Origin of the sequence: Microcoleus anatoxicus (genome assembly GCF_042465725.1) — a bacterium.
GTDB lineage: Bacteria > Cyanobacteriota > Cyanobacteriia > Cyanobacteriales > Microcoleaceae > Microcoleus > Microcoleus anatoxicus.
This window is the reverse complement of sequence record NZ_CP120853.1, coordinates 4237909-4251568: the sequence shown is the minus strand read 5'-3', so window position 1 is coordinate 4251568 and position 13660 is coordinate 4237909. Positions and strand designations below refer to the sequence as shown.

Sequence of the window (13660 nt, the reverse complement as noted above, 5' to 3'; positions counted from 1 at the left end):
GCTGAAGGAGACTGCTCAACATCTGTTAGCCATTCTCGCGCCCACGCCCAAATTCCAACTTTGACTAGGAAGGCGGTGGTCTATTTTATGATAGCTGTGGAGGACATCACTAATCCCTGTGTGAATTAAGTTTTCTATATGGATCAACTGTTCGGAAGAACACCGCACCTGGACGGTTTTATCTGACATCACATCTGAGGATGGGAGCGCAGTATAGGTATTGGGAACGCGACTGAGTACATAAGCAATTAAATCCTGTCTCAAGCCAGAAGGTGCAAAAGCTTCTTGGTAGGGATATCGGGGATAAGAATCCAAGATATTTTCCACTTCCTCTGTGACTACGGCTAAGGTAAGATTGACAAGAGTTTTATTCATTTTCCCAGTTCCTAAACACTGATTAACTACTATGCAGCCAAAATTAAGCTTAAATATCCCTGTTATTTCTGAGTCCTCTAGGAGTTTACAAAAATTTATGTAGTAGCTATTAGCAATCGCTGAGTCTTATAAGTAGGTTTGTAACTGCGATCGATATTCCATGGAAGACCTTGGATTAAACATTATCTGAGGAATGTGAGGAAATTATGAAGAAAATCATTTTGGTGGTGCCATGATTCGGGATTTCCAGCCAAATACTTACCACCGCAGAATTTCCGCCACTTGTTGTGCTAATTTCAAAGGGTCAAAAGGCTTAGCAATCACTCCGGCTACCCCCAAGTCAGCAAATTCGCTCAAATCGAGAGCCTGTACCTTTGCAGTTAGGAAAATTACCGGAATCATCCGAGTAGCGGCATTATTTTGCAACAAACTAAACAAAGTCAGTCCGTCCATATCCGGCATCATCACATCGAGTAAAATAGCGTCAGGGAGTTGAGTTTCGGCCACAAGCAATCCTTCTTTGCCATTGCGGGCAATCAGCACCGCCCAACCGCCTAAATGTTCTAAGCAGGCCTGAATGACGCTACAGAGATTTTTTTCATCATCAATAACTAGAATCTGCTTTGCTGACATAAATTAAGACTCAAAATATTAAATATACCAGATTTTTATTCTCGCCCGCGTTCAAAGGAGGGTGCAGGGAGTGTGAAATAGAAACTGCTTCCTTCTCCCACTACACTTTCAGCCCAAATTCTGCCACCATGCTGTTGCACGATGCTGCGACAGATAGCCAAACCCAAACCAGTGCCTCCTTTTTGGCGAGAGTCAGAAGCATCCACCTGTTGAAACCGCCCAAAGATGTTCTCTAACTTATCAGCAGGAATACCCCGCCCTAAATCTTTGACTTCAAATAAAACCCGATCGCCCAAATCTTCAACGCTAAGAGTTACGGTACTCAGTGCTGGTGAAAATTTAATTGCATTGCTAAGTAAATTTACCAGCATCTGAACGATCCTATCTCGTTGGACCAAAACTTGCGCTGAACTAGATAAAATCGACAAATTAATGTTACTTTCATCAGCTAAAGCTTGTACACTTTTCACAGACTCCTGTATCAAATCAGCAGCATCATACCACTGCTTATCTAGGGTAACTTGACTGGAATCGAGCCTTTCTAAGTCGAGAATATCATTTACTAAACGCACTAAGCGCTCGGTATCATTTTTCGCAATTTCTAACATCTGTTGGGCCGTTTCCGGCTGATTTTTTAGGACTCCAGCCGCTAGCAAACCCAAGGAGCCACGAATGGAGGTAAGAGGGGTTCGGAGTTCGTGGCTGACGATGGAAATAAACTCATTTTTCATTTTGTCAATTTCCTGACTTTCGGTAATATCTATGGCAGTGCCGACGTAACCAATTAGTTGACCTTCCTCGGAAATAATAGGGGCTGTTTTAACTCGACAAAAGCGGATTGTGCCATCGGGGCGGATGTGACGGAACTGGCAGACAAATTCGCGATCGAGAGATTGCGCCGCCGACCACAATGATAGAATGCGCTTGATGTCTTCTGGGTGTACACACTTCATCCAGCCGTCCCCTAAAGCTTCTGCCAAGGTGAAACCAAAAATTGATTGACAGCGGGGATTAACATAGATAAATTTCCCTTCAGCATCAATTTTAAAAATGCCTACGGGAGAACTCTCGCTGAGAGAGCGAAATAAAGCTTCACTTTGCCGGACGTCTGCTTGAGATTTTTCGAGTTCTAAAGTTCGTTCCCAAACTCGTATTTCTAACTCTTCGTTGAGTTGTTGGAGGGCGTTTTCTGCTTCTTTTCGTCCGCTAATATCGCGCTGGACAGCCACCCAATGGGTAAACCAACCAGTTTCGTCAGCAATGGGAACAATACTCAATTCTACCCAAAATTCTGTGCCATCTTTGTGATAGTTGATTAAGTCTACCCGCACTGGTTGCCAATTGCTCAAAGCTGTCCGAATGCGATCTAGAGTTGCCCGATCGGTTTTTTCTCCTTGCAAAACACGCGGACTTTTACCGAAGACTTCTTCTAAAGTATATCCACTCATCCGTGTAAAGGCTGGATTAACATAAAGAATCCGCGGGCCTGGTTCTTCAATGGGTTCAGCTTCGGTAATTAAAACAGCATCATTAGTGGTGGTGACAACGGATTCTAGTAGGCGCAATTGTAATTCTTTGGCTTTGCGATCGCTAATTTCTATGACTGTCCCCACCATCCGCACCGCTTCGCCTTCTTCATTGTAAAAAAATTTGCCCCTGGCCTCAATCCAGTGAATGCTACCATCGGACCAAAGCACCCGGTATTCTTGAACATAGTCTTGGCGATCGGTTCGTGCCACAGCTATATTATTTCTGACATATACTATATCTTCGGGGTGAATGCACTCTGCCCAATTTTTGCAACTGCCATCAAAAGTTCCGGGTGCTAATCCAAACAACTGTTCGTGTTCCCTAGACAAAGTAATATGATTCTTCTCCAAATCCCAGTCCCAAAAACCCATCTTCGTAGCCGACAAAGCTAGGGTTAATTGCTGATTTATTCTCCGCAACTCTATTCCGACAAGAGTCACTCTCAATTCTTGGGCGATCGCAATTTCGCACTGCTTCCAAGGTAAAGATTTTAACCTCACAGTTTGTTGCCACAATTCAAAGGAATTGCGCGGAGACAAACTGCTAGTAGCAGACTCCGATTCTAGCGTTGAGTTCAGTTTCCCCGCCCAGTTGACATTTTGAATTACTTCAGGACGAAACCACAAAATATAATGCTTTTGCATCTGAGATATCGCCATCACCAACAAACCACTAGCAAGTTCTTTAAATTTTTCTGATTTGGGATAGGTTTTTGGCAAGGAATTTGTATAAAAAATATCATTATTTAATTTAGTTTCTACCCAAGCAATTAACTCTTGAATATCTGGCAATTTCGGGGTTTGGCCGATGGGTGTTAAATTTTCCTTGGCACATACAACAGCACCGCTAGCACCAACTAATTCTAGCAACCGTTCTTTATGTTGGAGTAAACCTTCAGCAAAACGATTTTCGTGAGAAATATCTTCTGTAAATTCTGCAAAAATTGATTTTAAATAGGCTTCATATTCCCGGTCTTCACTATCTTTTTTTACGCTGAGTTCTAAGGCAATAATTTTGGCAAGCTGTTCGCAAGCATTGCGTACTTCATAGCTGACATATTTGGGTTCTCGGTGGTGACAAGCGATTAATCCCCACAGCTTTTTATCTTTGATTATACTCATCGTCAAGCTAGCAGCAACACCCATATTTTTGAGATATTCAATGTGGCAAGGCGACACGCTTCGTAAACTACTCAAACTCAAATCTAGGGGCTGATGATTCAAGGGATTATCGGCAGGAATTATTTCTACAGGTTGAGAGTAGATATCAGGAATAAACCGAATTAAATTATGGGTGGCGAGGTGTCTTGCTAGCTGAGGAATATCCGTATCTGGATAGTACAATCCCAATAAAGGGTGCAAACTGTCTAGTTTGTCTTCGGCCACAACTTCCCCAGCATCTACCGTATCAAACTGATAGATTATTACTCGGTCAAATCCGATAATTTTTCTTGTTTCTTGGACAACTGTCTGATATAAATTTTTTATATCTCGTGCATTCTGAATTTTGGTTAAGGTTTTTTTAATTAAAGTAAAAAAGTTAAAAAAGTTTTTATACTCCGTGGACAATCTAGGTTCCAACTCAACAACTAAACAATTATTGGTGCGGTAATATTTACCATTAAATACTTGTTTCGTGGTGAGATATTTGAGGTGTAAAGTAATATTAACTGTCGTGTTTGATTTTTCGGAAAAAACGGCGATCAGAGAATCTTTTTTTTGATTTACTACAAATTCATCAAGATATTTACCTAGGATTGCATGGGGGTCTAAATTCAGGAATTCCCCTATATTATTGCTAACTTGTACTATTTTCAAAAGGGGTTCTTCTAATACAAAAAGAATGCCATGAGATTGAATGTAGCCAGGGCTGTGAATTGGTGGGTATTCGATATTATAAATACCTAGGTCTGGGGGAAGTATCATTGTTTTATATGGGTAATGGGTAATGGGTAATCGGCAATCGGTAATGGGTCATAAATAATCGTCGGTAGCTAAGTAGCTATCGGGATCATCCCGATTTTGTAATGGCTCTAGCATGACCGCAGACAATTTATTCGCGATCGCCAGAGATTTACAGCGGTCATGCTAGAGCATCGTAGGAATATATTTGCCAAACTTAGATCTACCCTAGCTCTCAAATTACCCATCCTTGAATTACCTTTTACTTATTACCTTTCGACTTCGCGGTTCCCTGCCCTTCGGCTAGGCTCAGGAACCGCGTAGCCGAAGGGCATGGCGATGCCTATTACGGAGGGGCCCGGCGTACCTCATATTACTGAGGAAGGCTATATTTTCACCTAGTTAGCGATGGTTAACGTTGGGTGAGGGCCAGCTTGTATCTGAGTTGAATCCGCTCTAGACGATTGAGAATACGAGCAATTAATTCTGGTTCTACGATTGGCTTGTTCACGTAATCGTCAGCACCTGCGACAAACATTTGGCTGACTATTTCTGACTCCGAATGAGCGGTTAAAAATAGCACGGGGAGTTTGCTCCAGCGCAAGTCGTTGCGTACTGCCAAACACAGTTCGATACCGTTGTAACCGGGCATCTCTACATCTAAAATTAGCAAATCGGGACAAGTCGTCTCTAGTACCTCCCAGAAATCTTTCGGTTCGTCTAACGTGGTTAGTTGGAATCCCCAAGGTTGGAGAATAATTTTGATGGCTGCTAGTAGATGTATGTCGTCATCTACAACCATCACCTTAGCTTCTGCTGGGGTAGTCTGGTCAAGAATCCGATCGACTGCTTTGAGTATATCTGCTGGAGGCATCGATTTGTGTAAAAAGCCCGCAGCTCCCAAACGAGCGACTTCTACCCGATCGCTCAATTGGTTGTAGTCGCTAAAAACAACTACGGGAATTTCTGGTTTGTGACGGAGGAGTTCGGCTAGGAGAGGACGTCCGTTTTCCTGGCTTCTGGAAAAGTTTAAATCCACCAAAATCGCGTCTGGTGGCTGGTTGGCGATCGCCATTTTGGCTGCTTCCCCAGAAAGTGCTACTTCTATGTCAAATTCCCAGGCTGATGCTTCTGTTTTGAGGCGATCGCTCTGCCAAGTATCATCATCCACGATCAGCAATTGACGATGGCTCGAAACGCGATCGACAGGAGCATTCTCAGGTGCTGTTGCTGGCAAATCGAAGATACGTTTTAGCAAATTCACTAAGGTATCTATCTGCTGTTTAGCCCCTGGTTTAACAATGTTTTCCGTCTTAAATAAATCTTCCAGCTTGCGCGCTATTTCCGAACCTTTCGGCATCCCTAAAGTCCCTAAAGAACCAACTAATTTGTGAGCTTCCGTCTGAGCTTTTTCCCGTATCTCATTGTCCAAAGTTCCGGTGTTTAAATTCGCGATCGCCAGCTCAAATATCTCCATTCTTTCTGTAAAATTTGCTTGGAAATTTGCCCTAATTTCTGCAATCACAGCCCAGACTTTTGCTTGATGGGAGTTGATGTTAACTTCATCGATGGGCGTGGTGGCTTGGCCAGATAAAACTGCTTGACTTTTGGGATTTTCTGTGATTTTTGGATCTACTTTTGGGAAATCGACATTCTCCGGGAGACTTTTGAGGCGGTAGCCCAACCCGTACACTGTTTCCACTAAATCCACTATCATCCCGGCTGCTTTCAACTTTTGTCGCAAGCCCTTGATGTGAGCGGTAACAGCTTCTTCTTGCGGAAACTCCCCAGGGCACCAAATGCGATCGAGTATAGCACTGCGGCTAAATATGCGCTGGGGATTTCTCAGAAAAAGTTCTAGCAAATTGTACTCTTTTGGAGTCAAGTGCAGCACTTTTTCTCCATAAGTTACCTCCGCAGTATCCAGATTAACTTGCAATTTTTCCCAATTCAAATTTTGGCTCAACAAGTTGGCCTTTCCGCGACGCAAAAGAGCTCGAATTCGAGCGATCAATTCCGGCACATTGAAGGGTTTCACTACATAATCATCTGCACCGGCTTCTAAACCTTGGACTCGATCCCGACTACTGTCTAAAGCTGTCAGCAATAAAATCGGGATTTGGTAGCCACAGGAGCGCAACTCTCGACACAGACTAATTCCATCGAGTTTCGGAATCATTACATCTAAAAGAATTAGGTCGTAATCGTAGATTTGCGCCAACTGCAAGGCTGTTTCACCGTCTCCTGCGGTGTTGCAAGTATAATTGTGAGCCTCCAGGGAGCGTGTCAGTAAATTGACCGTAATTTTATCGTCGTCTACTATTAGAATTTTCATGAATTTATACTTCTCACTCAGGGTAGGTTTTGTTTTTGAGTAGATTTATTTTGCTATTTAAATACCTTCTATTTTGTGGTAAAACTTGCTATTAAAATCTTACATTCACATCAAATAACAGGTAAAGCTCGTCGAATATAGCTAAAACTTTTCACCTCTAACTCATAGTTTTTTGTGTTTTAGTGCCTGTTGAATTTTTTGAATCAGATATTGCGATGAATCTTGTTGTTTGACGATGTGTTCTAACTCAGAAACAGCTACTTCTGCCTGCTGTATTTCTTGAATTAGAGAAGTCGATTTTTCACTTTCATTCAAATGTATTTGATTTTTAGACTTGGAAGAATTTACATCTTTTTCCGATATAAATTCTTCCAAATCTAACAGAGCCATTTCCGCCCGCTCGATTTTTTCTGTAACTGATTTAGCCACATTAGCACCAGCTCTGGCTGCCTCTGTCAGTGCTTGAACGCGCAGTTTAAATCTGCTTGCTATTTGCTCCATTTGAGTCCCCAATTCAAAAGTTTTACTGGCAAGTCTCGCAATCTCGGAACTCACTTGACTCAAACCATTAGGTTGATTTCCCATTTGATTTGTCACTACCGCCACCTGTACTGCTAAATGCCTCACTTGTTCGATCGCTTCCCCGATTGTTCTGGAAGTGCGGTTAACCGTTTCCAAATCATTAGCTATTGCTTTGCCAACCCCTAAAATTTTATCTGTGTTGTTGCAAATAGCATTAGCGCCCTGAAAAGTAGCCTGAAATGCCACACGACCTTCTGCCGAAATCAACTTGGCAATCTTCAAAAATTGCTGATTTTGTTGAGAAATTTCTTGAGCTTGTTTGACCAGTGCAGCTTGCTGGGGATTGGGAGTTTGATGAGACTTCTCCGCTTGACGCTGCCGCGACTCTAACAGTTGACTGTATTCTTGGACTTTTGCCTGTTCTTGTTGAATCTTGGCAATATATTTTTGTCTTTCTAAGCGATATTTCTGAATTATTTTGTTAGCTTGTGTTAAAATGTTAGACTGAGCCATCAGCAAAGTATGGACATCCAAAACGCGGAAATTGCGGTTTTCCATTTCCACAATAATGGGTTCGTACATCAGGTCTTTTTGTCGATTAAGAGCTGCTTGTACTGCATCGTCTATTTTCCACTTTTCCGATAGCAACAAAGGGGGAATTCTCAGAAAATCTAACAGAAATCTAATCGGGCGCTCCCCATACAGTTCTACGCGATCGGGAATATTCATTTGCTCTTGAAACTTGACGCGAGAAATCATGCCCAGTACCTGGGAGTTATGAGTAATAATGACTCCTGGCAGTTCTGGCTGTTGCCCAAATTTTTGAGCCACGACTTGTCCCAGAGTTGTAGAACTCACTTGGAACTGGTGAGACGGCAGATGTCCGATTGTGGAATCGGGGGTGAGGTTACTTAGATTGCTCATTTACCCTGTAGTGTCAATAAGTAGAAGTTAACAACTTCTATATTTACATTATACTAAAATAAGATTGTTTATCCTTCCCCACCAGATAAGCTTTTTATCTTGAGGAATATTTTGAAGTTCAAGCCTAAAATTTCTAGACTACTACTTGCCTCAGAAGTTTTTGGAAGTGGTAGTGGCTGCTGCAACTGACGTTACATCCCCAAAACACAGTTGTTCTTGTTTGATTATTTAAAGCAACCGGGAAAATACCTAGATTGAAACCAAAAACCTTAAATCTTACTTTAGCACTAACAACCTTTGAGGTTGTGTGCCAGTTGTTACAGCAAATGGCTCAACTTCCAGGGGCGATTTTGCTGGGAGAGCAAGATTTCCTGGCCTTGGAGAATGAGGAAGAAATTTCATGCGAAAGGTTTGCAGCCGTGGTGTCCGATCAGTTTAACGCCTTGGTGCGCGCAAAGCAAGATAATTTCGGAACAAACCACCATCAAGAAAGTGCAAATAATCTTGCTCTTCTATGGAATGTGGAGTTGACTTTCGATCCGGAGGCGATCGCAAATTTTCTGTTTCCCCTCGCCGACAAACTCTCCAAAACAACGCCAGAGACATCACTCACCCTAGACCCCATACCCCTCAAAGAAAGACTAAAAAATATCAAGCAAAATTCACCGGAACTTCAAAGTGAATTTACCTTCGATTTGCTGGGAATTATTGCCGATAGCTCTAGGATAAAAAACGATTTTTTTGCTGTATCTCCAGGGACGAGAGAGAGCAATTTATCGGAACAAGTGCGAAAGGAAGAAACTTTGAAAATTCACAATTTAGACAGGGTTGGTCAAGGTCAAGTTAGTATCCCTAATTCTTGTGTAGCATTTTGTCAACCGGTGGAAGATGCTTTGCAGCAGCAACTCGCACAGGAGCGACTTTTAAATCAGGTAACAACTCAGATTCGTCAGAGTTTAGAATTGCCAGCAATTTTGTCAAAAGCAGTGGAACGAGTGCGAGATTTTTTGGAAGTAGACCGCTTGATAATTTATCAATTTGAAAAAGCGCAAAAAACGGACAAGTACGACTTATATATAGAAAATTTAACGCTATTTAATCATCCTGTAAACAGGCCATTACATCAGGAAAATCGCAAGTATTTAGGTCGCGTAACCTACGAATCTTTAGCAAATAATACTATTTCCTCTGTTCTGAATTTTGGCGAAGATGCTAATTGCTTACCCCAGGAAATTATTGACCAAGAAAAATATCGAAAAGGTTTAACATTTGCCGTTACAGATGTGGAAAAAATCTATGCTTCCCAACCCTGCTTTTTAAATTTGATGCGACAAGCTAAGGTACGGGCTAAATTGCTAGTGCCGATCGTGGTTCAAGATGAATTGTGGGGACTGCTAATTGCCCACCATTCTACTTGTCGCGACTGGGAAGAAAGTAAAAAAATATTTTTGCAGCAAATAGCAGAACATTTGGCGATCGCCATTTATCAAGCCGAACTCTATGCTGAAGTGCAGCAGCAAAAGCGCACCTTAGAACAGCGGGTAATTGAACGCACCACAGAACTTCGCGATGCCCTCGCCGCCGCCCAGTCAGCTAGCCTCGCCAAGAGCGAATTTTTAGCAGCTATGAGTCACGAATTGCGGACTCCCCTCACCTGTGTCATCGGCATTTCCGACACGCTGCTGCGCTGGTCCTATGGCAAAGTTGGCAGTAAAGAAGTGCCGATCGCCAAACAGCGACAGTACCTACAAACTATCCGCGACAGCGGCGATCACTTATTAGAATTAATTAACGATATTTTGGATTTATCACAAGTAGAAGCAGGAAAAGCAGTCTTAAAAATTAGCGAATTTTCTCTTTCAAAATTAGCATCTCAAAGTCTGCACGCCCTCAAGGAAAAAGCTGTGGAAAAAGGGGTAGAACTGGTACAAGAACAGCGGATAAATCAAGAATGGGACCTCTTCACCGCTGACCCACGTCGCTTGAGACAAATTCTTTTTAATCTTTTAGGAAATGCGATTAAATTTACTCCCGAAGGTGGCAGAGTTATCCTGCGGATTTGGGTAACAGAAGATAACAAGCGCACACCAATAGTGCAGGTTCCCGATACTATATCCCCAGGCAGAATCGCGGTTTTTCAAATCAAAGATACGGGCATTGGAATTCGCGAAGATCAGCGTTATCTCTTGTTTCAAAAATTTCAGCAATTGGATTCTCCTTACTGTCGCGAATACGGTGGCACTGGTTTGGGATTAGCATTAACTAAACAGCTAGTAGAACTCCACGGCGGTGCGATCGAAGTAGACTCCACCGTAGATGTAGGCTCTACTTTTACAGTTTTCATACCCCTTCAGCATCTGACTAAAGAGGAAGACTCCAAATTAAAGCATGAAAAATTAAACTCATCTTTACCCCTGCATTCTTCCTCCTTGCGAGGTAGTCTGGTACTGATAGAAGAAGATGAAGAAACTGCCATGGAGATTTGCGATATATTGACAGCAGCGGGACTTCAGGTGGTGTGGATGATTGAAGGTTCGGGGGCGGTAGAACAAATTGAACTATTGCAGCCGAATGCGGTGATTATCGATATGCGTTTACCCGGTATGAATGGCAGAGAAATTATCCAAAAATTGCGCCAAAAACCAGTTACTGAAAACATAAAAATTCTCGCTTTAACTGCTAAAGAAATTCCAGCTAGTGAGATATATTTGGTGACGGCGGGAGCTAATGATTGTTTGGTAAAACCGATTAAACCGCAGCAATTGCTGGAGAAAGTTGTTGCTTTAATGGCTAATGGTAATGGGGCCTAGGGCGTGTTTTCAAACCCGGAGATCCCCCCCAACCCCCCTTAAAAAGGGGGGAGAAAGAAGCTCAAAGTCCCCCTTCTTAAGGGGGATGCGAGGGGGATCAGGATCTGATGGATCAGGCAAGAAAACACGCCCTAGGGAATGGGGTATTGGGCAACCCCCTCAAGGGGTGGGGAATTGGGAATTGGTAATGCAGGCAGATTCTCACAGAGGCAATCAAAAGTTATTAAATGTAATATATTTGTTGTAAAATATCTACGTTATAGGTAATTTGATATATGCTGAGATTGACAATATTGTATAAAAAATTAGCCCAAAAGCAGTGATGTAGTAATTCCCAATTCCCAATTCCCAATTCCCCATTCCCCATTACCAATTCCCCATTCCCCATTCCCCATTACCAATTCCCCATTACCAATTCCTCCTTGTTTATGATTAATTGTCAAATTCCTACAGGATTAATTGTTTCTTGTCAAGCACCTACTGACTCGCCACTGCACGATCCGATGGTGATTGCTGCTATGGCTCGATCGGCTGTCAATCAAGGGGCCGCTGGGGTGCGAATTGATACTCCCAGCCACATTGCAGCAGTGCGACAACAAATATCTGCCCCCATCATCGGGATTTGGAAGCAGCAATTACCGGGATGCGAGATTTACATCACTCCTCGATTTGAAGACGCGCGGGCGATCGCCGATGCTGGATCTGATATCATTGCTATTGACGCTACTCTCAGAAACCGTCCCCTACCAGAAGCAGATTTAAAGACATTCATTGCTCGCATTCACAGTGAATTGGGCAAATTAGTCATGGCAGATGTAGATACCATAGAAGCGGCGATCGCGGCGGCCCAAGCAGGTGCTGATACAGTAGCAACTACTCTTTTTGGTTACACTTTTGAAACCAAACATCTCCGCCCACCAGGCTTTGAATTGCTGGCGGAAATTATTAAAAAAATCAACGTTCCAGTTATCTGCGAAGGTGGTATTTCCAGCCCAGAAATGGCAAAAAAAGCCTTAAATATAGGGGCTAAAGCTGTGGTTGTAGGTACAGATATTACTGGAATTGACAATAAAGTTGCCGCCTATAAATTGGGTATTTGTTAGTTATTATTAATTGTTTATTAGTTCGGATTAATTACCTAGATTATTTGGTAGGGGATCGTCAAGTAGCGGAGGAAATTCCACCCGCCATTGCCCCTACCTAAGTCGATGGTGCATCGGGGAATGCGGCTAAATTAGTACGCCATTATTGACACTCTCAGGTCTGAAGACGCTGAGATTCTGCGGACAGAATTAGTTTAATCTAATTCTCGCTACGATTGCCAAAGATCGTCTACTGAGTTGATCAAGCGACAAACCTAATCTTCCCGATACTTTTCTTAAAATATTGGCTGCCCCATTCAGGTCAGCATTAACAACAAAACCATCAGCAGTCCAATAAAGTCCACGCTTAATTCTGTTTCCAGATGCTTTCCACCCCATCGGTTTTTCACCGTATTTGGGTAGGGAGTCTCCATCCAAGAAACTAGCTTTTGAAGTGTAGGCTTCCTCAGTTTCAACAAATTTAATCCCGTGTAAATCACCAAGTTGTTTGACGCGGGATTTTAGTTTACCTAAAGGCATTTGAACAAACTTTTGATTATTCAAATTACCCAAATTAGCATTAATTTTAAACCCTTCATTCCAACCCATCACCAAGGTTCCTATACCATATTTAAGACAGTGGCTAACAATTAGTTTGGCTGCTTTATTAATCCCATCACGCATTTGGTGATTGCGTTTACGGGTTACACGGTCTAACCAATTATCCCAATATCCTTGAGGCTTACCTTCTTTACGAGTTGATACTTTTTTGTTCCAAAGTTGATTCAGAGCTTTCATCACTCTAGCATCAACTAAAAAAGAATTTCCCAAGGTATCAACACAAGCTGCTAAATTATCGGCAGTTCCCAGGTCAATAGACAACGCTTTGTTGATATCTAATTCATGGTTTTGTTTCTTTGCTTCATAAGACATTTCTAAATAAAAAGCACCATTCTTAGGAAGAATAGTAAATTCTTTAACCTTAGAATAATCAAGATTTGATGGCATAGGCAAGAAAAATTCAGATACCCCAAACCATCTTTTAACTGTTAGTCCCAGGGCAAACCTAAGTTGACCGTTAATTAACGTTGGCTTTTGTCCCCCAGAATTAGGGTAAGCAACTTTGAATAGTTTAGAACCATTGAGATAACCAGGAGGTTTGGGTCGAAAATGTAATTGACCTTTTTTATGTAAATCTCTCAAATTCTTGAAAGATTTGAATGCTTCTGTTGCCGACATTAAGGTCTGCTGCATCGGTGTTGATGGCATTGATTGTGCCAACAAAGATTTTGATACCGATGGTTCAAATGCTAAATCAAACTTTCCCGTTAATAATTTACCTGTCTTAAATAATGTTTGACGAGCGAAATAAATCCCTGTATTGTACAATTTACCTGATTGTTGACAAAGATATTCTATCAACGCACGGGTTTCTGGATCTAGAGACAACAAGATTTGCTGCACTCCTATTGTTTTAGCCATTAATTCGACTATCACGATTTTGTTGATCTATTTATGGTAATCAACTATAGTGATTCTGTCAACCCC

General features: G+C 42.1%; 9 protein-coding genes. 2 read left to right on the top strand and 7 right to left on the bottom strand.

Annotated elements, in window-relative coordinates:
* Positions 1–15: 15 nt before the first annotated feature.
* The 5 genes from P2A85_RS18365 to P2A85_RS18345 all read right to left on the bottom strand — a co-directional run bounded on the left by P2A85_RS18365 (position 16) and on the right by P2A85_RS18345 (position 8220).
* On the bottom strand, positions 16–375 hold the full coding sequence (locus P2A85_RS18365; RefSeq protein ID WP_341733224.1) for a hypothetical protein: 360 nt from the start codon (positions 373–375) through the stop codon (positions 16–18).
* Between the two features lie 258 nt (positions 376–633).
* Complete coding sequence (locus tag P2A85_RS18360; protein WP_341733225.1) at positions 634–1008, bottom strand: response regulator; 375 nt, start codon at positions 1006–1008, stop codon at positions 634–636.
* Between the two features lie 35 nt (positions 1009–1043).
* On the bottom strand, positions 1044–4463 hold the full coding sequence (locus tag P2A85_RS18355) for a PAS domain S-box protein (protein ID WP_341733226.1): 3420 nt from the start codon (positions 4461–4463) through the stop codon (positions 1044–1046).
* 388 nt (positions 4464–4851) lie between these two features.
* Positions 4852–6774, bottom strand: a complete 1923-nt coding sequence (locus P2A85_RS18350) for a response regulator (RefSeq protein ID WP_377474499.1) — start codon at positions 6772–6774, stop codon at positions 4852–4854.
* Between the two features lie 162 nt (positions 6775–6936).
* Complete coding sequence (locus tag P2A85_RS18345; RefSeq protein WP_377474497.1) at positions 6937–8220, bottom strand: chemotaxis protein; 1284 nt, start codon at positions 8218–8220, stop codon at positions 6937–6939.
* 881 nt (positions 8221–9101) lie between these two features.
* Here P2A85_RS18345 and P2A85_RS18340 point away from each other — a divergent pair.
* Positions 9102–11030: an ATP-binding protein gene (locus P2A85_RS18340; protein ID WP_377481566.1), complete on the top strand. Its 1929-nt coding sequence runs from the start codon at positions 9102–9104 to the stop codon at positions 11028–11030.
* A gap of 305 nt (positions 11031–11335) precedes the next feature.
* Here P2A85_RS18340 and P2A85_RS18335 read toward each other — a convergent pair whose 3' ends face one another.
* Positions 11336–11473 (bottom strand): hypothetical protein, encoded by a 138-nt coding sequence (locus P2A85_RS18335; protein ID WP_377474495.1) that lies wholly within the window; start codon positions 11471–11473, stop codon positions 11336–11338.
* Here P2A85_RS18335 and P2A85_RS18330 point away from each other — a divergent pair.
* The gene (locus P2A85_RS18330) at positions 11459–12133 is read left to right on the top strand and encodes an N-acetylmannosamine-6-phosphate 2-epimerase (RefSeq protein WP_377474493.1); all 675 of its coding nucleotides are present in this window, start codon (positions 11459–11461) and stop codon (positions 12131–12133) included. The two genes, P2A85_RS18335 and P2A85_RS18330, sit on opposite strands and share 15 nt — an antisense overlap.
* 189 nt (positions 12134–12322) lie before the next feature.
* Here P2A85_RS18330 and P2A85_RS18325 read toward each other — a convergent pair whose 3' ends face one another.
* Entirely contained in the window at positions 12323–13594 is a 1272-nt protein-coding gene (locus P2A85_RS18325) for an RNA-guided endonuclease InsQ/TnpB family protein (protein WP_377474363.1), read from the bottom strand.
* Positions 13595–13660: the final 66 nt, after the last annotated feature.